The following is a 25,863-nucleotide window of genomic DNA, read 5'->3' on the forward strand; positions in this document are numbered from 1 at the left end:
CCACCCGTGGACACCTTTGTTCTGATCGTGACCGTCGGGGTCGCGCTCTTCTTCACGTACACCAACGGCTTCCACGACTCGGCGAACGCCATCGCCACCTCGGTCTCCACCCGGGCGCTGACACCCAAGGCGGCGCTGGCGATGGCCGCGGTGATGAACCTGCTGGGCGCCTTCCTCGGTCAGGGGGTGGCCGGCACCGTCAGCAAGGGCATCATCAGCACGCCCCACGGGAACGCCGGGATGGGCGTGCTCTTCGCCGGCCTGGCGGGCGCCGTCGTCTGGAACCTGCTGACCTGGTACTTCGGGCTGCCGTCGAGCTCCACCCACGCGCTGTTCGGCGGCCTGGTCGGCGCCGCGCTCGCCGGTGGCGTGCTGGTGCACTGGTCCGGGGTGGTCGACAAGGTCATCGTGCCGATGTTCGTCTCGCCGGTGGTCGGCTTCGTGGTCGGCTACGCGATCATGCTGGCGATCCTCTGGTTCTTCCGGCGGGCCAACCCGCACAAGGCCAAGCGGGGCTTCCGGATCGCGCAGACCATCTCGGCGGCGGCGATGGCGCTCGGCCACGGTCTGCAGGACGCGCAGAAGACGATGGGCGTGGTGGTGCTTGCGCTGGTCATCCACGACCCGTCCCGGGGCTTCGGCATCCCGGTCTGGGTGAAGCTGGTCTGCGCGCTGATGATGTCGCTGGGCACGTACGCGGGCGGCTGGCGGATCATGCGGACGCTGGGACGCCGCATCATCGACCTGGACCCGCCGCAGGGCTTCGCGGCCGAGACCACCTCGGCCGGCATCCTCTACGCGACCTCGTACCTCTTCCAGGCGCCGGTCTCCACCACCCATGTGATCACCTCGGCGATCATGGGCGTGGGGGCCACGAAGCGGGTCAAGGCGGTCCGCTGGGGGGTGGCGAAGAACATCGTCGCCGGGTGGTTCATCACCATGCCGGCCGCCGGTGTGGTGGCCGCGGCCGGGTACTACCTGATCCGGCTGATCTTCGGCTGACCGGCCCGGAGACGGATCAGGCCCCGCTTCCCGGCCGGGAAGCGGGGCCTGCGCCCTGCGGTGGCACCGCCATGCAGCACCGCACGGCGGTCTGTGTCACCCGAAGCGGCCGGAGATGTAGTCCTCGGTCGCCTGGACGGACGGGTTGGAGAAGATCCGCTCGGTGTCGTCTATCTCGATGAGCTTGCCGGGCTGCCCGACCGCCGACAGGTTGAAGAAGGCGGTACGGTCCGACACGCGTGCGGCCTGCTGCATGTTGTGGGTCACGATGACGATCGTGTACTTGGACTTCAGCTCGCCGATCAGGTCCTCGATGGCGAGGGTGGAGATCGGGTCGAGCGCCGAGCACGGCTCGTCCATCAGCAGGACGTCCGGCTCGACCGCGATGGCGCGGGCGATGCACAGCCGCTGCTGCTGGCCGCCGGAGAGACCGGAGCCGGGCTTGTTGAGGCGGTCCTTGACCTCGTTCCAGAGGTTGGCGCCCTTGAGCGACTTCTCCACGATGGTGTCGAGCTCGCCCTTGCGGCGGATGCCGTTGAGCCGCAGGCCGGCCGCCACGTTGTCGTAGATCGACATGGTGGGGAACGGGTTCGGCCGCTGGAAGACCATGCCGACCGTCCGGCGTACCGTCACCGGGTCGACGCCGGGACCGTAGAGGTTCTCGTCGTCAAGGAGCACCTTGCCCTCGACGCGGCCGCCGGGGGTGACCTCGTGCATACGGTTCAGGGTGCGCAGGAAGGTCGACTTGCCGCAGCCGGACGGGCCGATGAAGGCCGTCACCGAGCCGGGCTCGACGGTCATCGAGATGTCGTCGATGGCCTTGTGGTTGCTGTAGAAGGCGGAGAGGCCGCTGACGTCGATTCGCTTGGCCATGGGGATCACTTCTTTTCTGCTGGTTCGACCGGGTCACCGGTCGCGCGGCGGGGGCCGCTCAACGGGACTTCGGCGCCTTCCAGCGGGCGATGCCGCGGGCCACCAGGTTCAGGATCATCACGAAGGCGATGAGGACGAGGGCTGCCGCCCAGGCACGGTTGTAGCTCGCGTCGTTGCCGTTGCCGTACTGCTCGTAGATGAAGTACGGCAGCGACGACTGCGGGCCGCTGAACGGGTTGTTGTTGATGATGTTGCTGCCGAAGACCAGCAGCGCGATCGGCGCCGTCTCACCGGAGATACGGGCGATGGCCAGCATCACACCGGTGGTGACACCGCCGACGGCGGTCGGCAGGACCACCTTCGTGATGGTGCGCCACTTCGGGACGCCGAGCGCCAGGGACGCCTCGCGCAGCTCGTTCGGGACGAGCTTGAGCATCTCCTCGGTGGAGCGGACCACGACCGGCATCATCAGGATCGCCAGTGCGAGCGCGCCGGGGAAGCCGGAGGCGGGTGCCTTGTCGAAGATCACGAACCAGATCGACAGGATGAACAGACCCGCGACGATCGACGGCACACCCGTCATGACGTCCACGAAGAAGGTGACCCACTTGGCGAGCATGCCCTTGCCGTACTCGACCAGGTAGATCGCGGTGAGGATGCCCAGCGGGGCGGCGATGACGGTGGCGATGCCGACCTGCTCCAGGGTGCCGATGATGGCGTGGTAGACGCCGCCGCCGGGACCGATGGTGAGCACGTTGTTCATCGAGTGGGTCAGGAAGGAGCCGTCGAGGACCTTCACGCCCTTGCTGATCGTCGTCTGGACCAGCGAGTAGAGCGGGATGACGGCGAGGATGAAGCTCGCCCAGACCAGGCTGGTGGCCACCCGGTCCTTGGCCTGGCGGGTGCCCTCGACCCGGGCGGTGATCGCGAAGTTGCCGGCCACGAAGAGCACCAGCGCGATCAGGCCCCACTGGATCTGGCTGTCCAGGCCGGCGGCGGCGCCGATGGCGCAGGCGACCGCGATGGCGCCGACCGCGATGGCGGGGGTGGACCAGCCGGGCAGCCGGCGGGTGGCGAGGTGGTTCCGGGGAGCGGGCGCGACCGGCGGCCGGTCCTGCGTGATGTCGGTCATGCGTTGGCCCCCGAGTACTCCTTGCGGCGCTGGATGATGATCCGGGCGGCGCCGTTGACCAGCAGCGTGATGACGAACAGCACCAGGCCGGAGGCGATCAGCGCGTCCCGGCCGAACTCGTCGGCCTCACCGAACTTGGCGACGATGTTCTGCGAGAAGGTGCCGCCGATCGGGTCCAGCAGGTGTGCGGACAGCTGCGGCGAGGCGGAGAGCACGGTGGCGACTGCCATCGTCTCGCCGAGCGCGCGGCCCAGGCCCAGCATGGACGCCGAGATGATGCCGGAGCGGGCGAAGGGGAGCACCGAGAGCCGGATGACCTCCCACCGGGTCGCGCCGAGCGCGAGCGCCGCTTCCTGGTGCATCTTGGGCACCTGGCGGATGACTTCCCGGCTGACGTTGGTGATGATCGGCAGGATCATGATCGCCAGCAGGATGCCCACCGTGAAGAGCGAGCGGGCCGAGGAGTTGGGGTCCTCCTTGGCGAAGATGACCGTCCAGCTGAAGTAGTTGTCCAGCCAGAGGTTGAGGCCGTGCAGGTGCGGCACCAGGAAGAGCGCGCCCCACAGGCCGTAGATGATGCTGGGCACGGCGGCGAGCAGGTCGATCACGAAGGCGATCGGGCCGCCGAGCTGCCGCGGTGCGTAGTGCGTGATGAACAGCGCGATGCCGACCGCGATCGGGACCGCGATGAGCATCGCGATGATCGAGCTGACGACCGTGCCGTAGGCCAGGACCGCGACGCCGAAGGACGGCGGGGTCAGGCTGGCGTTCCACTCGAAGGTGGTCAGGAAGTTGGTGTGGTCCTTGCTGATCGCGCTGACCGCGCGGACGGTCAGGAAGATGGCTATCGCGGCCATGACCACGAGCAGCAGGATGCCGGACCCGCGGGACATCCCGGCGAAGATCCGGTCGCCCGGGCGCGTGACGGTCCGGGTCGTGGTGGGGGGTGCGGAGGTGGGTGGAGCGGTGGTTGTCATAGGAGTTCTCCGGTCTGGGTGGGAGAGCCGGGCGGCTCCCCCGGCGGCGGTGCACCGGATGCACGGCGGGTCCCGTGGCCAAGGGTCTGGCCACGGGACCCGCCGGCGTGGATCAGCTGAGGGCGCTGATGGTGGAGCGGACCTTCGTGGCGATCGCGTCGGGCAGCGGCGCGTAGCCCTGCGCGGTGAGCTGCGCCTGGCCGTCGGCGCTCGCGATGTAGTTCAGGAAGGACTTGGTCAGCGGCAGGGTGGCCGGCTTGTTGCCCTTGTCGCAGGCGATCTCGTAGGTCACCAGGACGATCGGGTAGGCGTTGTCGGTCTTGGTGACGTACGCGGCGCTCAGGTCGAGCGACAGGTCCGCACCGGTGCCGACGACCTTCGCGGAGGCGATGCCCGCGGAGGAGTTGGCGGAGGTGGCCTCGACCGGCGCGGAGGCACCGGTGTTGATCTTGACCGTCGGGATGCTGCTGGCGGTCGCGTAGGAGAGCTCGAAGTAGCCGATGGCGCCTTCGGTCTGCTTCACCAGGCTGGCCACACCGGCGGACTTGGCGGCGGCCTGGCCGCCCTTGCCCGCCCACGCCTTGGCGTGCTCGTAGGGCCACGCGGCCGGGGCCGCGCCCTTGAGGTACTTGGTGAAGTTGTCCGTGGTGCCGGACTCGTCCTGGCGGTGGACGGTCTGGATCTTGCTGCTCGGCAGGGTGGCGCTCGGGTTGAGGGCCTTGATCGCCGGGTCGTTCCAGGTGGTGATCTGCGAGTTGAAGATCTTCGCCAGGGTGGTCGCGTCCAGCACCAGGTTGTCGACGCCCGGGAGGTTGTAGCCGACCGCGATCGGGCCGCCGACCATCGGGATGCTGATGCCCTGGCCGTCGGTGCAGACCTTCTTGGAGGCCGCGATCTCGGTGTCCTTCAGCGGGGAGTCGGAGCCGGCGAAGGCGTCCGTGCCCTGGTTGAAGTCGACGATGCCCTCACCGGAGGAGGAGCCCTTGTAGTTGATGGTCGACCCGGGGCAGGCCTGCTGGTAGTTCTTCACCCAGGAGTCGATGGCGTTCTGCTGGGCGGTGGAGCCCGAGGCCAGGATCTGGCCCTTCTCACAGGAGATCGAGCCCGCGTTCGCCGCGGCGCTGGTCGACGGCTGACCGCTGCTCGACGGCGTGGAGCTGCTGTCGTCGTTGTTGTCCGAACCGCAGGCGGTCAGGACCAGCGCGCCGGTAATCGCGACCGCGCCGACGGTCAGGGCACGGAGCCCGCTCTTACGCTGAAGCTTCACCTTCGAGTGTTCCTTCCGAGAGCCCGCCGGTGGACGGCGAAGCAGAGGGTTGTTGTATCTGCATCCACCCGGCGACGTGATGCTCACCGGTAAGGCCGAAATTAGGCAGATCAGGTGAAGCGACCCTCGGGAGACGGTGAACGCGAGGTGAACCTCGTCCATCAGGGTGGTGGCGGACTTTGTGGATCTTGAGCCGCACGTCGTCAGAGTGACACGCGGGGTTAACAGAAAAGGCGCGGTAACGCCCCGATCACGACCCGATCACGGGGGTCACGGGCGGGTCACGGCCCCGGGAGAGGGGGTGCGGGAGGGGTACGGAGGCGGGTTCCGTACCGGGTTTCGGCGCGGATTCGCGTGCTGTTCATCCAGGGTTCACCTCCGGCGGCGCGGGGACGGAGGCCGGTGGGCCCGCTCGGCCGGTTCGGCCGGTTCGGCCGGTTCGGCCGGTTCAGCCGGCGCAGTCCGCTCGGCCCGCTCGGTCCGCTCGGTCCGCTCGGCCCTTCAGTCCGCGAGGGTGCGCAGTGCCGCGTCCACCACCGGGCGGTCCCGGTCGTGGGTGAGGCGGTGCAGCGCGGCGGTCGGCGGCAGCCACACCATCCGGTCCACCTCGTGATTGACCTCGAAGGAGCCCGCGCCCGCCTCCGCGGCCCAGTAACGGACCTCCTTCGGGCGGCCCTCCACCAGATAGCGGGTGACCGGCAGCGGCGCCCCCAGCACGCACTCGAGACCGGTCTCCTCGCGGGTCTCCCGCAGCGCCGCGGCGGCCGTCTCCTCCCCCCGCTTCACCTTGCCCTTGGGCAGGCTCCAGTCGTCGTAGCGCGGGCGGTGGATCAGCGCGATCTCGATGGCGCCGTCGTACGGCGAGCGGCGCCACAGCACCACGCCGGCCGCGTGCACGGTCGTCGGGTCCCCTGCGTGCCCGCTCACCGGGCGCGGGGTCCTGCCTGCGCGGGCAGTGCGGCCTGCCGCCACACCAGCGAGAAGGCGAACCTGGCGGCCTCCACCTCGTGCCGCTGGTCGGCGTGCAGCACGCCCAGCGCGTACGCCGTGGCCGGCGCTATCCGCGGGGTACGGGCCGCGGCGGCCACCGCGGCCGCGGACTCGGCGGCCTCCCGGTGCCGCCGCAGCAGCAGGTCCGCCTCGGCGAACCGCGGGTCGCCCGGCGCCCCCGACTCCGGCACTTCGGCCGCGTACCGGCTCAGCCGCAGCAGGATCCGTACCTGGTGCCAGGGCGTGTCCTGCAGGTCCGCGGTCAGTTCGGCGCCGAGCGAGGCGCGCATGGCCTCGGCGTTGTACGGGTTCGCGGCGCGGTGCAGGGGCAGCGTGTCGGCGGCGTCGGTGAGCCGCCGGTACGCCTGCGTGGCCAGCGGCGGCAGCAGGGCGGCGGCCGGCCCGTCGGCGGTCGGGCTCAGCGGTACCTCGGAGGCCAGTACCGCGATGGAGTCGGCCAGGCCGTGGAAACGGGAGGAGCCCATCGCCTGGAGCGTGGCGGAGTGGGCCCGGGTGCGGGCCAGGGTGAGCTGCCGTTCCAGCAGGGCGGCGGCGCGGGCGGCGCCCAGGGCGAGCGGGCCCGAGCCGTTCGCCGCCGGCGGGGGCGGTTCGGGCAGGGCGCCGCCGAGTGCGTCGGCGCCGGCCAGTACGGGTTCGGGGGCGCCGGGCGCCGAGAGCCGGCGCAGCGCCTCCAGCAGCCTGGCCAGCCGCTCGATGTACTGCGGTTCACGGCCCAGCGTGGCCGACAGCCAGCCGAGTTCCGCGCGCAGCGGCTCCGACCAGGCGGGGTCGGTGAGCGGGGCGTACGTGTGCAGCACGCCGGCGATCCGCCGGGCGCTGCGCCGCAGCAGGGTGTCCGCGTCGGCCTCGCTCTCCCCACGCAGGCTGAGCCCGCGCAGAAAGGTGGTGGCCTGATCGCACAGGTAACCGGTGAGGACGTCCCCCGCGGTCCCGCTTCCCCCGCCGCGCCCGGAGGACCCCACGGGACCGGTGCCCTTCCGCCCGGCTCCCCCCGCGGCACCCTCCGGGACCCTGCCGCCCGCTGCGGCTTCCGGGTCCGTCCCGGGCGCCGGGGCGCCGGGGGCGGGTGCTGGACCGGCCGGGTGGTCGCCCGTTGCCGCTTCGCCGGTGGCCACCGTGTTGCTCCCCGTGTTGGTGTCGTCCGTGTGCTCGCGCGGGCCGTCCGGCGCGCCCCGGCCGCCCGCCGTCGCGGCGCCGGGCGGGTCGGAAGCGATGCCCGCGAGGGTGTCAGGTCGCTGCTGATGGGCCACGCCGGCGCCTCCGGGCGTCGATGAGCATCTCCTGGATGTTCCGCAGCGGCCGTCCGTCGGCGTCGGTGCTGTGGCGGGTCCAGTTGCCGTCGGCCGCCAGGTGCCAGGAGGACGTGGAGTCCGACATCCCGGTCTCCAGCAGGCGGCCGATGGTGGCGCGGTGCGTCGGGTCGGCGACCCTGACCAGCGCCTCGATGCGGCGGTCGAGGTTACGGTGCATCATGTCGGCGCTGCCGAGCCACACTTCGGGCTCGCCGCCGTTGCCGAAGACGAACACCCGGGAGTGTTCGAGGAAGCGCCCGAGGATGCTGCGCACCCGGATGTTCTCCGAGAGCCCCGGCACCCCCGGCCGTACCGCGCAGATCCCGCGGACCCAGATGTCCACCGGGACCCCGGCCTGCGAGGCACGGTAGAGCGCGTCGATGATCACCTCGTCGACGATCGAGTTGACCTTGATCCGTACGTACGCGGGCCGGCCGGCCTTGTGGTGGTCGATCTCCGCCACGATCCGCTGGATCAGCCCGTCCCGCAGGCTGCGCGGGGCGACCAGCAGCCGGTTGTACGCCTCACGCCGCGAGTAGCCGGAGAGCCGGTTGAACAGGTGCGACAGGTCCGCGCCCACCTGCGGGTCCGCGGTGAGCAGGCCCAGGTCCTCGTAGAGCCGGGCGGTCTTGGGGTGGTAGTTGCCGGTGCCGACGTGGCTGTAGCGCCGCAGCGTCTCGCCCTCCTGGCGGACCACCAGCGACAGCTTGCAGTGCGTCTTCAGGCCGACCAGCCCGTACACCACATGGCAGCCCGCCTCCTCCAGCTTGCGGGCCCACTTGATGTTGGCCTGCTCGTCGAAGCGCGCCTTGATCTCGACCAGCACCAGCACCTGCTTGCCCGCCTCGGCCGCGTCGATCAGCGCGTCCACGATCGGCGAGTCGCCGGAGGTGCGGTAGAGCGTCTGCTTGATCGCCAGCACGTCCGGGTCGGCGGCGGCCTGGTCGAGGAAGGACTGCACCGAGGTGGAGAAGGAGTCGTACGGGTGGTGCAGCAGCACGTCCCGCTCGCGCAGGGCGGCGAATATGTCCGGCGGGGACGCGGACTCGACCTCGGCGAGGTCGCGGTGGGTGCCGGCGATGAACCGCGGGAACTTCAGCTCGGGGCGGTCCAGGCCGGCGATGGCGAACAGACCGGTCAGATCGAGCGGCCCGGGCAGCGGATAGACCTCGGTGTGCTTCATCTTCAGCTCGTGCACCAGCAGGTCCAGCACCCGGGGGGCGATCGACTCCTCGACCTCAAGGCGTACCGGCGGCCCGAAGCGGCGCCGCATCAGCTCCTTCTCCAGGGCCTGCAGGAGGTTCTCCGCGTCGTCCTCCTCGACTTCCAGGTCCTCGTTCCTGGTGACCCGGAACATGTGGTGGTCGAGGACCTCCATCCCCGGGAAGAGCTCGTCGAGGTGGGCGGCGATCACGTCCTCCAGCGGCACGTACCGCTGCGGCCCGGCCTCCAGGAAGCGGAAGAGGATCGGCGGCACCTTCACCCGGGCGAAGTGCTCGTGCCCGGAGACCGGGTTGCGGACCACGACGGCGAGGTTCAGCGACAGGCCGGAGATGTACGGGAAGGGGTGCGCGGGGTCGACGGCCAGCGGGGTCAGCACCGGGAAGATCTGCTGCCGGAAGAGGGTGGCCAGCCGGGCCTGCTCCTTCTCCGTCAGGTCGCCCCAGCGGATCACATGGATGCCCTCGTCGGCGAGCTGCGGGGCCACGTCGTTCTGGAAGCAGGCGGCGTGCCGGGCCATGAGTTCGCGGGACCTGGTCAGGATTCCGTCCAGCACGTCACGCGGCTGGAGCCCTGCGGCCGAACGGGTGGCGACACCGGTCGCCATCCGGCGCTTGAGGCCGGCCACCCGCACCATGAAGAACTCATCGAGGTTGCTCGCGAATATCGCCAGGAAATTGGCGCGTTCCAGCAACGGGGTCGTCGGGTCCTCGGCGAGTTCGAGCACCCGCTCGTTGAAGGCGAGCCAGCTGCGCTCGCGGTCCAGGAAACGGCCCTGCGGCAGTTCGTCGCCGTACTCCTCACCGGCCGAGGCCAGGTCAGGGAGGTCGGGCGACAGGTCGGGCACGACGCGCGGCCGGAAAGCGACGTCGGCGGTGGGGTCCCCCTCGGGCGTGTGAGGCTGCGAGGGGACACTGGGGTGATTCGTCTGGGCCATGGTCTGCGAGCCCTCCTCCGGTTCCGGCACGTCGTACGACCGACCGGCGGCCTTTCCGAGGCGTCGCCCAGCCGTCGCTCCATTGTCCCGGGTGTCCGCCGATTCCGGCAGGTCGGGCGGGGGAGTGGGGGGAGGGGCAGCGGGCTGCATCCTGCGATGCTCGCAAGCACGATTGAATCGCCGGTAACGAGCGCATGGCCGTCAGGCAAGCGGGGTGCTTCCGGCAGGGGCGCCGGAACGCACCGTGCCCGCCCGTGGTACGCCCTGGTGGGGAGCCGTTCCCGGCGCCGCCACCAGGCCGGAAACGGCCGTTCCGTCGGCCGGCGGCGGACCGTGCCCGGCCGTTCCGCCGGCCGGCGGAAGACCGTGCCGGCCGCTGCGCAGGCCCGCGGGCGGACCCGGACGGCCGCGGGCTCGCCTGCCGCCGGCAGGCGATCGCGACCCGCTCGGTGGTCCGCCCCCCGGGGTCAGTTCTCGGTGCGGTACATCAGGTCGGTCTCGTGCACGGTGAAGCCCAGGCGTTCGTAGACGGCGACCGCGGGCGCGTTGTCGGCGTCCACGTAGAGCATCGCCGTGGTCAGGCCCCGGTCCCGGGCGAGGTGACGCAGGCCGATCGAGGTCAGCGCCTTGCCCAGCCCGCTGCCCTGCTCGCCGGGCGCGACCCCGACCACGTACACCTCGCCCAGGCCCTCCTCGGCGTGCACCTTCGTCCAGTGGTAGCCGGCCAGGACCGCGCCGCGGCAGGCGAGGAAGAAGCCGGCCGGGTCGAACCACGGCTCGGCCTCCCGGTCCTCCAGGTCACGCAGGGTGAGGCCGCCCTGTTCGGGGTGGTGGGCGAAGGCCGCGGCGTTGACCGCGAGCCAGGCGGCCTCGTCCTGGCCGGGGACGAAGGTGCGTACCGTGACGCCCTCCGGCAGCCGCGGCTCGGGCAGCCCGCTGAGCCGCGCGTCGAGCGGGCGGCGCATCTGGCGCAGCTCGCGGAAGAGCTTCAGCCGCAGGGTGACGGCGAGGTGGCGGGCCGCCGGGTGGCCGCCGTGCGCCCACACCCGCAGGCGCTTGCCGGTGGCGGTGAGCAGCTCCTCGCCCAGCGCCCGGCCGTGGCCCTGCGAGCGGCGGTCCGGGTGGATCAGGAACTCGGCGGCCGGTGCCTCCACCGGGTCGGTGCCGTCGATCTGGGCGTAGCCGGTCAGCTCGTCACCCGTGTCGCCGGGTGTCCACAGCAGCAGATGCCGTACGCCGGGGGCGCTGCCCCGCCGGATGTACAGCATTCCCTGCTCGGAGACCGCGGGCCGCCCGTCGGCGGCAGCGGCGGTCCTGATCAGCTCCACAACCGCCGCGGCGGCGCTCTGCTGGAGCTCGGACAGTGCCTCGATTCGCCGGTCGCTCATAGCGCGATCGTACGGCGCCGGCCGCCGGCTCCGGTGGTCGCCACCGGTGAAGCGGCCGTCAGGCGCTGATCGTCCCGTCGGCAGCCGAGCCCGCCGCTGACCCGGGCGCCGACCCGGCCTCTGACTCAGGCGCGGACTCGGCCGCCACCCGGGCCGCGGCCCGGCGCGATGTCACCGGGACGATCAGCGCGGACACGCCCGCGGTGGCGGCGGCGAGCGCGAAGCCGGGCCAGTACGCGGTCGCCGAGATGATCGCGGCCATGGCGGGCGGTACGACGGCGGCGGTCAGGTTCTGGCCGGTGTTGTGGACGCCGAGGGCGCGGCCGGACCAGGCGGGACCGGCCAGCTCGGCGGTGGAGGTGAAGGAGAGCCCGTTGGTGCTCGCGGTCAGCGCGATGGCCACGACCAGCAGGACCGCGGTGAGCGGTGAGGGGAAAGCGGTGGTCAGCGCGGTGGCGGCGACCACCGCGGAGGTCACCACGGCCAGCCGCCGCATCGGACGCAGCCGCTCGCCGATCCGGTCCGACCAGCGGCCGACCACGATGCGGGACACCGCGCCCAGCCCTTGGGCGACCGCGATCAGCTGCCCTGCGTGCACCGGCGACCAGCCGCGTACGTCCACCAGCAGCACCAGCGCGAACGCGCCCGCGGTGAACTGCGGCACCACCAGCAGGGCCGCCGAGCCGTGGATCCGCCACAGGGTGTGGTCACCGCGGTACGGATTGGGCGCGGGCCCGGCGGCGGCCCCCTTGGCGCGGGCCGGATCGGCGGCGAAGACCGCGATCAGTACCGCGATGACGCCGCAGAGCACCGCGAGGAAACCCATCGCCCCGGTCAGCCCGTGGGCGGCGGCCAGCGGTGGCATCGCCAGCGCGGCCAGCCCCATCCCCAGCGGCGTCGACGTCTGCCGGATCCCCATCGCGAGCCCCCGCTCCCGCGCGGCGAACCAGCCCATCACCAGCCGTCCGCTGGCCGAGTAGACCGAGGCCCCCGCGGCGCCGGCCAGCACCAGCAGGGCCCCGAAGGCGACCATCCCGTGCGCGCCCCACGCCGCCGCGGCCAGCGCGCCGGCCGCGGCTCCCAGCCCGAGCGCGATCACCACCCGCTCCCCCCACCGGTCGGCGGCGGCGCCCCACAGATAGAGCGCGAGCACCAGCCCCGCGGTGGGGCAGGCCACCAGCAGTCCCACCTGAGTCAGCGTCAACTGCTCCTGCTTGCGCAGGTCGTCGGCCAGATAGGGAATCCCGTAGACGAACGCGCAGGCCGCGGTCTGCGCGGCGGTCCCCAGCGCCAGCATCATCCAACGTCGCACAGCGGACGGCACCTCCTCGGTGGATGGTCCCACCAACTATGACCGAACATCCGGGGAGTGAGACAGCTTGTTCCGCATGCCGAGACGATGCGGGCTGGAGTCAGCGGTGGCGCGGGAGTTGCCCGCCTCCCCGCGCGGAGCGGAGCGGTCGCCCGGCGCGGCGGGCGACCGCCCATGCCGCCCCACCCCGGTGGTAACCGGGACTTAACCGGCAACCCCCTGTCGCGCTACGCGCGTTGACCCTATGCTGCCCAGCGCATGAACAGCTCTTGACCCGTACTTGACCCAAGGACCCGAGGGGACTCATGTCTCTGGCACGCAGAATCTCGGTGGGTGTGGCGAGCCTGGCGGCGGTCGGCACCCTGATCGCGGCCTGTCCCGCACCCGCCCACGGCCACGACGGACACGGCGGTCACGGCGGGGGCGGCAGCCACCAGGGCCACGGCCATCCCAAGCCGGACCCCGCCGTCGACCTCCAGCTCCTCGCCCTCAACGACTTCCACGGCAATCTGGAGCCGCCGGCCGGCTCCTCCGGAAGCGTCAACGAGCTCCAGCCGGACGGCACCGTCAAGGCGGTCGCGGCCGGCGGTGTCGAGTACCTCGCCTCCAGCCTGCGCACCGCCCGCAAGGGGCACGACCGTTCGCTCACCGTCGCGGCCGGCGACCTGGTGGGAGCGAGCCCGCTGCTGTCCGGCCTCTTCCACGACGAGCCCACCGTCGAGGCCATGAACAAGATCGGCCTGGACGTCACCAGTGTCGGCAACCACGAGTTCGACGAGGGCAAGGGCGAACTGCTGCGCCTGCAGAACGGCGGCTGCCACCCGGTCGACGGCTGCTACCAGCAGGGCAAGCCCTTCGACGGCGCCGACTACCCCTACCTGTCGGCGAACGTCATCAACGACAGGACCGGCCGCCCGCTCCTCCAGCCCTACACCGTGAAGAACGTCAAGGGCGTGAAGGTCGGCTTCATCGGCGTCACCCTCGAAGGAACCCCGGACATCGTGACCGCGGCCGGCGTCGCGGGCCTGAAGTTCCTCGACGAGGCCGAGACCGTCAACAAGTACACCAAGATCCTCAAAGCTCAGGGCGTCAACGCCGTGGTGGCCCTGATCCACGAGGGCGGCGTACCGGTCTCAGGGAACTACAACTACGACTGCGACGCGGGCGGCGCGGGCACCGGCATCTCCGGCTCGATCGTCGACATCGCCAAGAAGATCAGCCCGGACGTGGACGCCCTGGTCACCGGCCACACCCACAACAGCTACGTGTGCACCATTCCGGACCCGGCCGGCCGCCCCCGGCTGGTCAGCAGCGCCTCCTCCTTCGGCCGGCTCTACACCGAGCTGGACATGAAGTACGACCTGCGCACCCACGACATCGTGCGCACCTCGGTCAAGGGCAGCAACCACGTGGTGAACCGCGTGCAGCCCAAGGCCGCCGACATGACCGCGCTGATCGCCCGCTGGAGCACCCTGGCCGCGCCGGTGGCCGGCCGCACCATCGGATACATCAGCGGCGACATCGGCCGCGGCGAGGGCGAGACCCCGCTCGGCGACCTGATCGCCGATGCCCAGCTGGAGTACGGCAGGACCCTCGACCCTGACGTGCAGCTGGCTCTCACCAACCCCGGCGGCATCCGCACCGACCTGGTCTACCCGGCCACCGGCAGCGAGGGCGACGGTGTCGTCACCTATGCGGAAGGCTTCGCGGTGCAGCCGTTCAGCAACACCGTCAACCTCACCACGCTCACCGGCGCCCAGCTCATCACCGCGCTCCAGCAGCAGGTCAGCGGGGCCAACGCCGGCAACGCGGAGAAGATCCTGCAGATCTCGCAGGGCCTGACCTACACCCTGGACCGGACGAAGACCGGCGCCGACCAGGTCGTGGTCGGCTCGGTGGAACTCAACGGCACCCCGCTCGACCCGGCCGCCTCCTACCGCGTCGCGGAGAACAACTTCCTGGCCGGCGGCGGCGACGGCTTCACCGCGCTCGGGCAGGGCACCGACCCGCTGGTCGGCGGCGACGACCTGGCCGCCCTCGCCGCCTACCTGACCGCGCACTCCTCCGCGTCGGCGCCGCTCGCGCCGCCGGCCGCGAACCGGGTGACCGTCATCAGGTGATCGCCGGGTCGTCGGGCGGCGCGGTCGGCGCCCCCGGCAGCCGGAGGGTGGCCAGCGTGCCGCCCCCCGGCGCCGGGGTCAGCGTCACCTCGCCGCCCGACTGCTGCACGGTCCGCGCCACGATCGACAGGCCCAGCCCGCTGCCCGGCAGCGAGCGGGCGGTCGGCGAGCGCCAGAACCGCTCGAAGACATGCGGGAGTTCCTCGGCCGGGATGCCCGGACCGTGATCCCGTACGGTCAGCTGCCCGCCGGCCAGCCGTACCTCGATCTCCCCGCCGGGCGGCGAGAACTTCACCGCGTTGTCCAGCAGGTTGACGATCGCCCGCTCCAGCGCGGCGGCCTCGCCCCGTACGAACCAGGGCCGTACGTCCGCCACCAGCTTGAGATCCGGTCCGCGCAGCCTGGCCCGTTCCAGCGCGGTCCCGGTCACCTCGTGCAGCGGCACCACGTCCGGCGTGCGGACCGCGTCCGGGCGGGAGAGCTCCTGCAGGTCGCCGATGAGCGACGCCAGCTCGGTCATCTGCGCCTTCACCGAGGCGAGCAGCGCCCGCCGGTCCTCCGGCGGCAGCGCCCGCCCGGTCGCCTCGCTCCGCTCCAGCAGCTCGATATTGGTCCGCAGGGAGGTCAGCGGGGTGCGCAGTTCGTGCCCGGCGTCGGCGATCAGCTGCTGCTGCCGGTCCCGGGACGACGCCAGCGCGGCGGTCATCGCGTTGAAGGACGTGCTCAGCCGGGCGATCTCGTCGTGCCCCTCGACCGGGATCCGTACGTTCAGGTCCTCGGTGCGGGCGATGTGCTCGACGGTCCCGGTGAGCGTGTCCACCGGCCGCAGCCCGGCCCGGGCGATCCACAGGCCGGCCGACGCGGCCCCCAGCACACCGACGCCGGTCACCGCGAGCAGCACCCAGGCGAGGGTGTCCAGCGCGTGGTTGTTCTCGGTGAGCGGGCGGGCCACCGAAGCGGTGAAACCGATGGACCGCAGGTGGTCCTGGTAGGTGACCACCCGCATCGGCGTACCGTTCTGCGCCGTGGCGTCGTGCACGCTGATCCGGTCCCGGCCGTCGGCCACCGCGATGTCCGCGGCCGTCGCCGGGATCGGCGAATCGCCGAAGACCAGGCACACCTTCCCGTCGGGCGCGATCAGCCGGACGGTGTAGAAACTGGGCGCGACCTGCCCGCCCTGCGGGTTCGCCGGGCAGTTCTGGGCCGCCGCCACCAGCTGGGTCGGGTCGGGCCGTACCGCCTTCAGCGAGGAGTCGAGCTGGTTGGAGAGCTGGTTGCGGGTGATCAGCCAGCAGGCGAGCGCGGCCAGCGCCACCGCGACCGCCACCGCGGAGGCGGTCAGGATCGTCAGCCGGGACCGCAGGGGCAGGTTGTTCATGAATGCCCGCCGTCCGGGGCGCGCAGCACGTAGCCGACCCCCCGCACGGTGTGCACCACCCGCGGCATGCCGCCCGCCTCGGTCTTGCGGCGCAGATACATCACGTACACGTCCAGGGAGTTGGACGACGGCTCGAAGTCGAAGCCCCACACCGACTTGAGGATCTGCTCGCGGGTGAGCACCTGGCGCGGGTGGCTGAGGAAGAGCTCCAGCAGGGTGTACTCGGTACGGGTCAGCTCGACCGGCCGGCCGGCCCGGGTCACCTCACGGGTCGCGGCGTCCATCCGCAGGTCGCCGAAGGTGAGCGCGTGGTCCTGCTCGCTGCCGGCCGGCCCGGCCGCGTAGGAGCTGCGCCGCAGCAGGGCCCGCAGCCGGGCCAGCAGCTCGTCCAGCTCGAACGGCTTGACCAGGTAGTCGTCGGCGCCGGCGTCGAGCCCGGTGACGCGGTCGCCGACGGTGTCCCGCGCGGTGAGCATCAGGATCGGGGTGGTCACCCCGGCGGAGCGCAGCCGCCTGGCGGTGGTCAGCCCGTCCATCCGTGGCATCAGCACGTCCAGCACGATCGCGTCCGGGTGGTGCGCCGCCGCCTGCTCCAGCGCGGCCATGCCGTCCGCGGCCAGTTCGGTGTCGTACCCCTCGAAGGCGAGACTGCGGCGCAGCGCCTCCCGCACGGCGGGCTCGTCGTCCACGATCAGAATGCGGGCGGGTGCCTCGCCGCTCTCACCGGTGCTCATGGTGTCGGGTACCTCGCTGACGGACATCGGGCCGGACATCTCTGCTGTGCCCAGCCTCGCACGCCCCGGCCCCGGCGGGCAGGAGCCGCCGGGAGCCGGTACGAGGGGGCTCGCGCCGCCGGCCGGGTCAGAAGCCGCTGCCGAAGCCGCTGCTGTCGCCGCTGCTGTTCTGACCGTTGCCACTGTCGCTGTTTCCACTGCTGCCACCGCTGCCATTGCTGGTGTCGCCGGAACCGCCGGCCCGCAGGTTCGCGAGGTCGGACTTGACGGTGTTGATCGGGATCGCGAAGCCGAGGCCGACGCTGCCGGCGCTGGAGGAGCCGCTGCCCGAGGAGGAGTCGGCCGAGTACATCGCCGCGTTGATGCCGACGATCTGGCCGCTCATGTTGATCAGCGCGCCACCGGAGTTGCCCGGGTTGAGCGAGGCGTCGGTCTGGATCGCCTTGTAGGTGGTGGTGGAGCTGCCGGTGCTGCCGTTGTACTGGTTGCCGCCGAAGGAGAACGGCCACTGGTTGCCGTTGCCCTGCTGCGACTGGCTCTGGCCGTCCTCGACCGGCACCGTGACATCACGGTTCAGCGCAGAGACGATGCCGCTGGTGACCGTGCCGGCCAGGCCCTCGGGGGAGCCGATGGCCACCACCTGGTCGCCGATCACCAGCCCGGAGGAGTCGCCGAGGGTGGCCGCGGGCAGCCCGCTGGCCCCGTTCACCTTGATCAGCGCCAGGTCCTTCTGCGGATCGGTGCCGACCACCGATGCGGTGGCCGACTTGCCGTTGCTGTAGGTGACCTTGATGGTGTCCGACCCGGCCACCACGTGGTTGTTGGTGACGATCTGGCCATCGGCGGTGATGATCACGCCGCTGCCGATCGCCTCACCGGAGTTGGAGGTCGCGTCGATCTCCACGATGCTCGGGCTGACCGCCTTGGCCACCCCGGCCACGGTTCCGTTGAGCGCCGCGTTGACCGCGCCGGTCGCCGCGGCGGTGGTGGAGCTGTGGCTGTCCGACTGGTTGCCGATCAGCGCGCCCGCACCGCCGCCGATCACCCCGGCCGCGACCGCCACGGCCGCGAAGAGCGCGATCGGCCGCCCGGCCCGGCGCCGCTTGTGGGTGGGCGGCTCGGCGGGGGCGTACGGAGGGGGCGGCGGGAAACCGGTGGCCGAGGTGTCCCCCTCGGTGGCGGGGGGCGTCTGCGGGCCGAAATAGAGCGGTGGCTGCGGGTCGTGCGGGTCCTGGGGTTCGCCGCTGTAGCGGTTGCTCTCGGTCATGACAATGACTGTGCGCCCGGATCATGAGAGCTTCCTGAGCACACGCTGAGAAGCCCGACAGAAGTAGGTATGCCCGATGTAAGGAAGATCGGCCGGCGCCCTCGGCGCCGCCCCGGCGGGAGCTACGAAGCCGGGGTGTGGCACCCGCAGGAGTTCCGTACCACCAGCCGGGACGGGAAGGTGCGCAGCCGCTCCCGCCGGGCGCCGGGCACCCGCAGCGAGTCGTCGAGCACCGCGTCCACCGCCGCCCTGGCCATCGCCTTGCGGTCCGAGGCGACCGTGGTCAGCGGCGGATCGGCGAGCCCGGCTTCCTTGACGTCGTCGAAGCCCGCCACCGCCAGCTCGTCCGGCACCTCGATGCGCAGCTCGCGGGCCGCCCGCAGCACCCCGATCGCCTGGTCGTCGGTCGAGCAGAAGATGGCCGGCGGCCGGTCAGGACCCGCCAGCAGCCCGAGCGCCACCTGGTAGGCGTCGTAGCGGTTGTACGGCGCCTGGAAGAGCCGCCCCTCGGTGGACTTGCCGGCCTCCTGCATGGCCCGCTGCCAGCCGAGCACATGGTCGGTGACCGGGTCGCCGACCACCGGGGTGGCCTCGGTCCCGCCGAGGCAGGCCACGTACTCATGGCCGTGCTCCAGCAGGTGACGGGTCGCCAGCTGGGCGCCGCCGATGTCGTCGGTGACCACCGCGATGTCGTCGATCGCCTCGGGCCGCTCGTGCAGCAGCACCACCCGGGCGTCCCAGGCGTCGATCTCGGTGGCGGCGTTCCTGGTCAGGCCCTGGCTGATCAGGATCAGCCCGGAGACCCGCATGCCCAGGAACGCCCGCAGATAGTGCACCTCGCGCTCGTCGAGGTAGTCGGAGTTGCCGACCAGCACCATCTTCCCGCGCTCGGACGCCGCCTGTTCGACGGCGTGTGCCATCTCGCCGAAGAACGGCTGCCGGGCGTCCGGCACGATCAGTCCGATCAGGTCGGTACGCCGGCTCGCCATCGCCTGCGCGACCCGGTCCGGGCGGTAGCCGAGCTGTTTGATGGCAGCGAGCACCCGCTCGCGGGTGGCCGGGGCTACCGGCCGGGGTCCGTTGTTGATGACGTAGCTGACGACCGCGGTGGAGGTCCCCGCCAGCCTGGCCACGTCGTCGCGCGTCACCTTGGGCACGTGCGGAGTCTACGCGTGTCTATCCGGCCGCCACAGAGATGTTCATACGGTCTGTTCAGCGGATGCGCGGTCCTCGGTGTCGGCGGCGGTACGCGCCGCGTCCACCGCGGGTCCGCGTCCCTGTGCGGCCTCGCTGCGCGCGGCCTCTTCCGCGGCCCGCTCGACCTTCTCCGGGGTGACGAAGCGGTAGCCCACGTTCCGCACGGTGCCGATCAGCGACTCGTGCTCCACGCCGAGTTTGGCGCGCAGCCGCCGCACGTGCACGTCCACGGTCCTGGTGCCGCCGAAGTAGTCGTAGCCCCAGACCTCCTGGAGCAGCTGGGCGCGGGTGAAGACCCGGCCGGGGTGCTGCGCCAGGTACTTGAGCAGCTCGAACTCCTTGAAGGTCAGGTCGAGGACCCGGCCCTTGAGCTTCGCGCTGTACGTGGCCTCGTCGACCGACAGATCGCCGTTGCGGATCTCCATCGGGCTGTCGTCGGTGGTGGTCTGCTGGCGGCCCATCGCCAGCCGCAGCCGCGCCTCGACCTCGGCCGGGCCCGCGGTGTCCAGCAGCACGTCATCGATGCCCCAGTCCGCGGTGACCGCGGCGAGACCGCCCTCGGTGACCACCAGCAGCAGCGGGCAGCCGGGGCCGGTGGAGCGGAGCAGCTGACACAGGCTGCGGACCTGCGGGAGGTCACGGCGGCCGTCGATCAGGATCACATCCGCGCCGGGGGTGTCCACCAGCGCGGGGCCCTCGGCCGGCGCCACCCGCACGCTGTGCAGCAGCAGGCCGAGCGCGGGCAGGACTTCGGTGGAGGGCTGAAGGGCGTTGGTCAGAAGCAGAAGTGAACTCACCGGGCGGCTCCCGTCGGTCGTCTCCGCACATGACACGCCAGGTGACGCATCCCGTGCCGGAAAGCACGAAAGGACCCGGGGGCGACATTGCCCAGGTCCTCTTGCACGGAAGAATAGCCCACATGAGCAGCCGTGCCGAGACCGACGACAAGCCTTTGCGTGTTTTTCCGATCACTTCGGGTGGCGCGCGTGCGGTCCTGTTGACTTCCGACGGCATCCGGATCGAGGCGGAACACCTCCCGATGGGAGCCGCCAGGCCGGCCGGTCAGCCGGACGGACCAGCAGCCCTGGTGCACGCCCCCGACCTCGGCGAACAGCTGGCCGTCGTGGTCGCGCACGGCTTCACCGGGGCGCTCGACCGGCCCGCGGTGCGCCGGGTGGCCCGGCACTTCAGCGCCTACGGGGGCGTCATCACTTTCTCCTTCCGCGGCCACGGCCGTTCCGGCGGCCGCTCCACTGTCGGCGACCTGGAAGTCCTCGACCTGGACGCGGCCGTGCGGTGGGCGCGGGAGCTGGGGTACGGGCGGGTGGCGACGGTCGGCTTCTCGATGGGCGGCTCCGTGGTGCTGCGGCACGCGGGAGAGGCGGGTGCCCAGGAAGCGCTTCCGGCACCGGGCCGGCCGCGGCAGCCACCGGGAAGCGGACTGCAGGCCGTGGTGTCGGTGAGTTCACCCGCGCGCTGGTACTACCGCGGCACCGCCCCGATGCGGCGGGTGCACTGGGCGATCACCCGGCCCGCCGGGCGGCTGGTGTCGCGGTACGGGCTCAAGACGCGGATCAGGGCGGCGGACTGGGACCCGGTCCCGCGCTCACCGGTCGAGTCCGTGCCGTACATCGCGCCCACCCCGCTGCTGATCGTGCACGGCGACCGCGACGGCTACTTCCCGCTGGACCACCCGTACTCGCTGGCCGCGGCGGCCGGCGCGGCCAGCGCGGAACTGTGGATCGTGCCCGGCTTCGGCCACGCGGAGAACGCCGCGGAGCCCGCCCTGCTGACCCGGATCGGCGACTGGCTGACCGAGCGGGCCACCGGGATTCCCGGGAACTGACCAGGACGGGCCATGATGGACGGCGGCACGGCACGAGCAACGCACGGACAGCGAACGAGCAACGCACGGGCAACACCGGCGACGGCGAAGGACGGGAGCGTGATGGCTGCACCCGGCACGGCCGCGCGGCAGGTCGCGGGCACGATCCGCTACTGGGCCGCCGCGAAGGCCGCAGCGGGCACGGCGGAGGAGCCGTACCTCGCGGCGACCCTCGCCGAAGCCCTGGCCGCCGCACGCGAACGGCACGCCGGCGACCCGCGGTTCGCCCGGGTGCTGCTGCGCTGCTCCTTCCTCGTCGACGGCACCCCCGTCGGCACCCGCGACCACAACGCGGTCCCCTTGCCAGACGGCGGCACGGTGGAGGTCCTCCCACCGTTCGCGGGAGGATGATCATGAGTACCCACGACTACGGCTCCACCCCGGACAACGGGGAGTACGGCCCGACCGGCGAGGGCTACGGCTATCCGCCGGGCCACGACCCCGCCGGACAGACCGGCTACGACCCGGCCGCCGGCTACCAGGAGTACGGACAGCAGCAGTACGGACAGCAGCAGGGTTACGGGCAGCAGGGCTACGGCTACGGCGGCGGTCACGCCCCCGAGCCCGCGCCGCAGGACCCCGGCGCGGGATACGGACCGCCGGCCGCCGGGGGCGGCTGGGCGGGGCACCAGCCCGCCGCGGCGGACGGCTGGACCGGGGCGCAGCAGTCCTGGGAGGCCGCACCCGCCGGGACCTGGGAGCACGCCGGCGCGGGCGGCTATCCGTACGGCGCCCCGCAGCAGTGGCCCGACCCGCAGGCCGCCCAGGCCCAGGCCCACTCCGCGTCCCGCCCGCGGCAGCAGGCGCACCCGCACGCGTACGCCGACCCGCGGCCGTACGCCCAGGGCGGCGCCGAGCACACCGCGGTCCTGCCGGTGACCGAGGAGCCGGCGCCCGGGCCGCAGGCCCCGGTACGCACCGGCTCGCCGATCATCCCGCCGGGCATCCAGCCGGCCGGGCTCACCGCCGTCCTCGGGCTGCTGCTGGCCGGCGGCGCCGCGGTCGGCAAGCCCGGGCTCACCGTCGTACTGGTGGTGCTGCAGGCGGTCACCGCGGCCGGCTGGTTCCGGCTCAACGGCATGTGGCCGGCCCGGCAGGGCATCGCGCTGGCCTTCCTCGGCGGCGTCACCGCGGACATCGCGGTGCTCGCGGTCGACGGCAAGCACGCCCCGCTGGCGATGGCCGGCACCCTCGGCGTGTGGCTGCTGCTGGTGCTCGTCCTGCAACTGCGCCACCACGGCAGCCCGGACGAACGGCTCTCCTCGCTCACCGCCACCTCGGCCTCGGCGCTGCTGACCGTCCTGGCCGCCTGCTACCTGGCCACCGCGACCTCGCACGCCGGCACCGACCCGGTGGTGGTGGGCACGATCGCGGTCGCCACGGCCACCGTGGTCCGCGCGCTGACCCTCCGGCTGCCCCTGCCCGTCTCCCTGGTGCTCGCGCTCGCCGTCGCGGCCGTCACCGGCGCGGTGACCGGCCCGGCCACCGGCTTCGGCGGCCCGCACGGCGCCTTGCTCGCCGCGGCCTGCGGGGCCGGTGCGCTGATCGGTCTGCGCGCCGCCAGCTACGACTTCCCGTCCCGCTTCGTCCACTTCACCGCCGGCGTCGCCCTGCCGCTCACCGCCGCCGCGCCCTTCGCCTACGTGCTGGGCCGTGCCCTGAGCTGACCGGCGCGGGTGCACGGGGAACTTCTCGCATAACGGTTCGACCTGCGGGGGAACCGTACGGCCCCGCTGCCCGTCAGGCGTTTCGGGAAGCAGAAGGTTCAGTTCCGAACCATCCGAACCCTCGGAACATCGAAACCAGCGGAATCAAGCGGGGGAGTAGCCGACGCATGCGAGTGGCGCGAATAGTTCTGATCGTCGTGGTGATCCTCGGCGGCCTGTTCGTCGTGGCGGACCGGATCGCGGTCCATGTCGCCGAGAGCAAGGCGGCCGAGCGCGCGCAGAGCAGTGAGGGGCTGGCGACCAGGCCGAAGGTGTCGATCGAGGGGTTCCCGTTCCTCACTCAGGTGGCCGGCGGCAAGCTGCACGACGTCACGATCACCGCCGACGACATCGCCACCGGTGACGGGCAGCAGGCGGTCCGGATCGACACCTTCCACGCCGACCTGCACGGGGTGAAGCTCTCCGGGGACTTCACCCGGGCCGTCGCCGACACCGCCGACGGCAGCGCGTTCATCACCTACGCGGACCTCACCAAGTCCGCCCCGAAGGGCATCACCGTCGGCTACGGCGGCACGGACAAGAACGGCCGGGCCATGGTGAAGCTCACCGGTTCGTTCATGCAGTCGCAGCTGAGCGTGCTGAGCCAGGTCACGGTCCGCGGCGCCGACCAGATCGGGCTGCACGCCGAGGGGCTGCCGAAGGCGTTCACCGCGCTGGGCCTGGAGGACCAGGTCCGCCAGCAGATCGACTTCACCACCCAGTTGACGCACCTCCCCTCGGGCATTTCGCTCACCGACGTGACCACGGGCCCCGAGGGCATAACCGTGGCCGCGGCCGGGAAGGATGTCGTTCTCGCCAACTGAGACGGCCGTTCCGAAAACGCGTTCGCACCCGCGGGCGCGTTTTCGCATGTCTATTCCAACATCCGGACAATCCTGTCTCGATAGTTGATACGCCGGTGACACCCAGCGGTTCATTTCCTTACGATCGGTGCATGAAGCGACAGGCGGACCTCACCAAGCGGCGGGCAGTCGACCTGTGCCGCGTGGCCGCCATGCTCTGTCGCATGCCCTAGGGGCGGCAGCCGCCCGCGCCGGAGTCGGCCGCACAGGCCCCCGGCCCCCTGCCGGCCCCGCTCTGCCCGTGCCCCCGCGCACACCGCACAGCACCCCCGCATGCCGTCGCGCCCCGGCGCGGCACCCGCGCACCGCACATCCGCACTGCCCCGGAGGAGAACAACATGAGCCGCAGTGACGTCCTGGTGGACGCCGACTGGGTCGAGGCCCACATCGACGACCCCAAGGTGGTCATCGTCGAGGTGGACGAGGACACCTCGGCCTACGACAAGAACCACATCAAGAACGCGGTCCGGATCGACTGGCAGAAGGACCTGCAGGACCCGGTCCGCCGTGACTTCGTCGACCAGGCGGGCTTCGAGGCGCTGCTCTCCGCCAAGGGCATCGCCAACGACGACACCGTCGTCCTCTACGGCGGCAACAACAACTGGTTCGCCTCCTACGCCTACTGGTACTTCAAGCTCTACGGCCACGAGTCGGTCAAGCTGCTCGACGGCGGCCGCAAGAAGTGGGAACTCGACTCCCGCGACCTGGTGGCGGCGGTGCCCGAGCGGCCCGCGACCACGTACCAGGCCAAGGAGCAGGACCCGTCCATCCGCGCGTACCGCGACGACGTGGTGGCCGCGATCGGTTCGCTGAACCTGGTCGACGTCCGCTCGCCCGACGAGTTCTCCGGCAAGCTGCTGGCCCCCGCCCACCTGCCGCAGGAGCAGTCGCAGCGCCCCGGCCACGTGCCGACCGCCCGCAACATCCCGTGGTCGAAGAACGCCAACGACGACGGCACCTTCAAGTCCGACGAGGAGCTCGTCCAGCTCTACCAGGACGAGAACGTGGACCTGGCCAAGGACACCATCGCGTACTGCCGGATCGGTGAGCGCTCCGCGCTCACCTGGTTCGTGCTGCACGAGCTGCTGGACCAGCCCAACGTCAAGAACTACGACGGCTCGTGGACCGAGTACGGCTCGCTCGTCGGGGTGCCGATCGAGCTCGGCGCCAACTGAGGAACCGGAGGACTGATCCGTATGTGTGGAGCCAAGGCCGGCGGCCCCGATCTGGCAGGAGTCGATGTGGCGAGCGAGACGATCATCCAGGGTTCGGTGACCCGCGACGGCGAGCCGGTCAGCGGCTATGTGCGGCTGCTGGACGGCGGTGGCGAGTTCACCGCCGAGGTTCCCACCTCGGCGACCGGGCAGTTCCGCTTCTTCGCGGCGCCCGGCACGTGGACGCTGCGCGCACTGGTACCCGGCGCCACGGTCGACCGTACGGTCGTCGCCCAGCAGGGCACGGCCGCCGAGGTGGCCATCGCCGTGTGATTCCACCCCTCCGGTAAGCACCGGTCGGCAAGGGCCGCAACCCCGGCGAGGGGCTGCGGCCCTTGCTGTCGGCCGGGTGCCGTGCCGGGGCAACGGACGTACCTTGGAAGTGTGTACGGACGGCGTAAGCACTTGTACTTCGCCATGATGGGCACCTGCGTGGTGCTCTTCATCCTGGCGTGGAGCGTCGTGCGCCTGTGGTCCGTGCCGGGCGCCATCATCATGTGCCTGATCGCCATGGTCATCCCGCCGGTCGCCGCGATCGTGGCGAACCGGAAAGGGCCCGAGGACCGGTGGTGGGACGAGGAATCGGGCGACCCGCAGTCGGACGCCTGGTGGGCCGAGCTGGACGGCAAGAAGCGGGCCGGCAACGAGAAGGACCGCCGGCGCGAGCCCTAGGCCCCCGCGCCCCCGGGCCGGGGCAGCTCAGTAGACGAGCGCCTGCACCCCGTCGGGCATGATCTCGCTGACGAAGACCTGCGCGCCCGCGATCCGCACCCCCTTGATGACGTCCTGCTCGGTGATCTTCCGGCGGGCCGCGCACTGTGTGCACAAGGTCACCTGCCCGGCCGCCAGCACCGCGTCGAGCAGGTCCTGCAGCGGCGCGGCGTGCGGGAGCGCGAATTCCGCGGCCTTGCCGGGCAGCGCGAACCACGCCGACTCACCGGTCAGCCAGAGCGAGACCTCCACTCCGCTGGCCACCGCCACCGCCGCGACGGTGAACGCCTGAGAGCACCGCTCGGGCTCGTCGGCCCCTGCGGTCACCTTGATCACGAGCTTATTCGCCATGGCCACAGCCTAGGCGGTGATATAA

The 25,863-nt window shown here is 71.7% G+C and carries 24 protein-coding genes; 9 read left to right on the forward strand and 15 right to left on the reverse strand.

What is annotated here, in order from left to right:
* The first annotated feature begins 6 nt into the window (after nucleotides 1-6).
* Nucleotides 7-1,002, forward strand: a complete 996-nt coding sequence (locus OG552_RS19975) for an inorganic phosphate transporter (RefSeq protein ID WP_329134822.1) — start codon at nucleotides 7-9, stop codon at nucleotides 1,000-1,002.
* 96 nt (nucleotides 1,003-1,098) lie between these two features.
* Here the strand turns inward: OG552_RS19975 and pstB are convergent, their stop codons facing one another.
* The 9 genes from pstB to OG552_RS20020 all read right to left on the reverse strand — a co-directional run bounded on the left by pstB (nucleotide 1,099) and on the right by OG552_RS20020 (nucleotide 12,412).
* Complete coding sequence (gene pstB, locus OG552_RS19980; RefSeq protein WP_329134824.1) at nucleotides 1,099-1,875, reverse strand: phosphate ABC transporter ATP-binding protein PstB; 777 nt, start codon at nucleotides 1,873-1,875, stop codon at nucleotides 1,099-1,101.
* Between the two features lie 58 nt (nucleotides 1,876-1,933).
* On the reverse strand, nucleotides 1,934-3,007 hold the full coding sequence (gene pstA / locus OG552_RS19985) for a phosphate ABC transporter permease PstA (RefSeq protein WP_329134826.1): 1,074 nt from the start codon (nucleotides 3,005-3,007) through the stop codon (nucleotides 1,934-1,936).
* Nucleotides 3,004-3,984: a phosphate ABC transporter permease subunit PstC gene (pstC, locus tag OG552_RS19990; RefSeq protein WP_329134829.1), complete on the reverse strand. Its 981-nt coding sequence runs from the start codon at nucleotides 3,982-3,984 to the stop codon at nucleotides 3,004-3,006. The genes pstA and pstC overlap by 4 nt, the downstream gene beginning before the upstream one ends.
* A gap of 112 nt (nucleotides 3,985-4,096) precedes the next feature.
* Nucleotides 4,097-5,251, reverse strand: a complete 1,155-nt coding sequence (gene pstS / locus OG552_RS19995) for a phosphate ABC transporter substrate-binding protein PstS (protein WP_329134831.1) — start codon at nucleotides 5,249-5,251, stop codon at nucleotides 4,097-4,099.
* Nucleotides 5,252-5,752: 501 nt separating this feature from the next.
* Nucleotides 5,753-6,178, reverse strand: a complete 426-nt coding sequence (locus tag OG552_RS20000; protein ID WP_329134832.1) for an NUDIX hydrolase — start codon at nucleotides 6,176-6,178, stop codon at nucleotides 5,753-5,755.
* Nucleotides 6,175-7,224 carry a CHAD domain-containing protein gene (locus OG552_RS20005; RefSeq protein ID WP_329140955.1) on the reverse strand — a complete coding sequence of 350 codons (1,050 nt, stop codon included), beginning with the start codon at nucleotides 7,222-7,224 and terminating at the stop codon, nucleotides 6,175-6,177. Before OG552_RS20005 ends, OG552_RS20000 begins: the two co-directional genes overlap by 4 nt.
* 265 nt (nucleotides 7,225-7,489) lie before the next feature.
* Nucleotides 7,490-9,712: an RNA degradosome polyphosphate kinase gene (locus tag OG552_RS20010; RefSeq protein ID WP_443070981.1), complete on the reverse strand. Its 2,223-nt coding sequence runs from the start codon at nucleotides 9,710-9,712 to the stop codon at nucleotides 7,490-7,492.
* A 467-nt stretch (nucleotides 9,713-10,179) separates the two neighbouring features.
* Complete coding sequence (gene mshD, locus OG552_RS20015) at nucleotides 10,180-11,100, reverse strand: mycothiol synthase (protein WP_329134836.1); 921 nt, start codon at nucleotides 11,098-11,100, stop codon at nucleotides 10,180-10,182.
* 58 nt (nucleotides 11,101-11,158) lie between these two features.
* The gene (locus OG552_RS20020) at nucleotides 11,159-12,412 is read right to left on the reverse strand and encodes an MFS transporter (RefSeq protein WP_329134838.1); all 1,254 of its coding nucleotides are present in this window, start codon (nucleotides 12,410-12,412) and stop codon (nucleotides 11,159-11,161) included.
* A 305-nt stretch (nucleotides 12,413-12,717) separates the two neighbouring features.
* Between OG552_RS20020 and OG552_RS20025 the strand changes: the two genes are divergently transcribed.
* On the forward strand, nucleotides 12,718-14,532 hold the full coding sequence (locus tag OG552_RS20025) for a bifunctional metallophosphatase/5'-nucleotidase (protein WP_329134839.1): 1,815 nt from the start codon (nucleotides 12,718-12,720) through the stop codon (nucleotides 14,530-14,532).
* On the opposite strand, the gene OG552_RS20030 is transcribed toward OG552_RS20025, so the two are convergent.
* The 5 genes from OG552_RS20030 to OG552_RS20050 form a co-directional block, all read right to left on the reverse strand.
* Nucleotides 14,525-15,910, reverse strand: a complete 1,386-nt coding sequence (locus OG552_RS20030; protein WP_329134842.1) for a sensor histidine kinase — start codon at nucleotides 15,908-15,910, stop codon at nucleotides 14,525-14,527. The two genes, OG552_RS20025 and OG552_RS20030, sit on opposite strands and share 8 nt — an antisense overlap.
* Nucleotides 15,907-16,644: a response regulator transcription factor gene (locus tag OG552_RS20035; RefSeq protein ID WP_329140957.1), complete on the reverse strand. Its 738-nt coding sequence runs from the start codon at nucleotides 16,642-16,644 to the stop codon at nucleotides 15,907-15,909. Before OG552_RS20035 ends, OG552_RS20030 begins: the two co-directional genes overlap by 4 nt.
* A 127-nt stretch (nucleotides 16,645-16,771) precedes the next feature.
* Nucleotides 16,772-17,911 (reverse strand): S1C family serine protease, encoded by a 1,140-nt coding sequence (locus tag OG552_RS20040; protein WP_329134844.1) that lies wholly within the window; start codon nucleotides 17,909-17,911, stop codon nucleotides 16,772-16,774.
* Between the two features lie 122 nt (nucleotides 17,912-18,033).
* Nucleotides 18,034-19,068 carry a LacI family DNA-binding transcriptional regulator gene (locus OG552_RS20045; RefSeq protein ID WP_329134846.1) on the reverse strand — a complete coding sequence of 345 codons (1,035 nt, stop codon included), beginning with the start codon at nucleotides 19,066-19,068 and terminating at the stop codon, nucleotides 18,034-18,036.
* Nucleotides 19,069-19,110: 42 nt separating this feature from the next.
* A complete protein-coding gene (locus OG552_RS20050) occupies nucleotides 19,111-19,905 on the reverse strand; it encodes a response regulator transcription factor (RefSeq protein WP_329134848.1) in 795 nt (264 codons plus the stop codon).
* Nucleotides 19,906-20,027: 122 nt separating this feature from the next.
* Here OG552_RS20050 and OG552_RS20055 point away from each other — a divergent pair, with 122 nt between their 5' ends.
* The 7 genes from OG552_RS20055 to OG552_RS20085 all read left to right on the forward strand — a co-directional run bounded on the left by OG552_RS20055 (nucleotide 20,028) and on the right by OG552_RS20085 (nucleotide 25,448).
* Complete coding sequence (locus OG552_RS20055) at nucleotides 20,028-20,954, forward strand: alpha/beta hydrolase (RefSeq protein WP_329134850.1); 927 nt, start codon at nucleotides 20,028-20,030, stop codon at nucleotides 20,952-20,954.
* Nucleotides 20,955-21,056: 102 nt separating this feature from the next.
* The gene (locus OG552_RS20060) at nucleotides 21,057-21,344 is read left to right on the forward strand and encodes a MoaD/ThiS family protein (protein WP_329134852.1); all 288 of its coding nucleotides are present in this window, start codon (nucleotides 21,057-21,059) and stop codon (nucleotides 21,342-21,344) included.
* Nucleotides 21,345-21,346: 2 nt separating this feature from the next.
* A complete protein-coding gene (locus tag OG552_RS20065; RefSeq protein ID WP_329134854.1) occupies nucleotides 21,347-22,660 on the forward strand; it encodes a hypothetical protein in 1,314 nt (437 codons plus the stop codon).
* 167 nt (nucleotides 22,661-22,827) lie between these two features.
* Nucleotides 22,828-23,523: an LmeA family phospholipid-binding protein gene (locus tag OG552_RS20070; protein ID WP_329134856.1), complete on the forward strand. Its 696-nt coding sequence runs from the start codon at nucleotides 22,828-22,830 to the stop codon at nucleotides 23,521-23,523.
* Between the two features lie 377 nt (nucleotides 23,524-23,900).
* Entirely contained in the window at nucleotides 23,901-24,737 is an 837-nt protein-coding gene (locus tag OG552_RS20075; RefSeq protein ID WP_329134857.1) for a sulfurtransferase, read from the forward strand.
* Between the two features lie 21 nt (nucleotides 24,738-24,758).
* The gene (locus OG552_RS20080) at nucleotides 24,759-25,049 is read left to right on the forward strand and encodes a DUF1416 domain-containing protein (RefSeq protein WP_329134859.1); all 291 of its coding nucleotides are present in this window, start codon (nucleotides 24,759-24,761) and stop codon (nucleotides 25,047-25,049) included.
* A gap of 111 nt (nucleotides 25,050-25,160) precedes the next feature.
* On the forward strand, nucleotides 25,161-25,448 hold the full coding sequence (locus OG552_RS20085) for a DUF3099 domain-containing protein (RefSeq protein ID WP_329134861.1): 288 nt from the start codon (nucleotides 25,161-25,163) through the stop codon (nucleotides 25,446-25,448).
* 27 nt (nucleotides 25,449-25,475) lie between these two features.
* On the opposite strand, the gene OG552_RS20090 is transcribed toward OG552_RS20085, so the two are convergent.
* Nucleotides 25,476-25,838: a DsrE family protein gene (locus OG552_RS20090; protein WP_329134863.1), complete on the reverse strand. Its 363-nt coding sequence runs from the start codon at nucleotides 25,836-25,838 to the stop codon at nucleotides 25,476-25,478.
* Nucleotides 25,839-25,863 lie beyond the last annotated feature (25 nt).

It is taken from the genome of Streptomyces sp. NBC_01476 (genome assembly GCF_036227265.1).
In the GTDB taxonomy this organism is placed as follows: Bacteria; Actinomycetota; Actinomycetes; order Streptomycetales; family Streptomycetaceae; genus Actinacidiphila.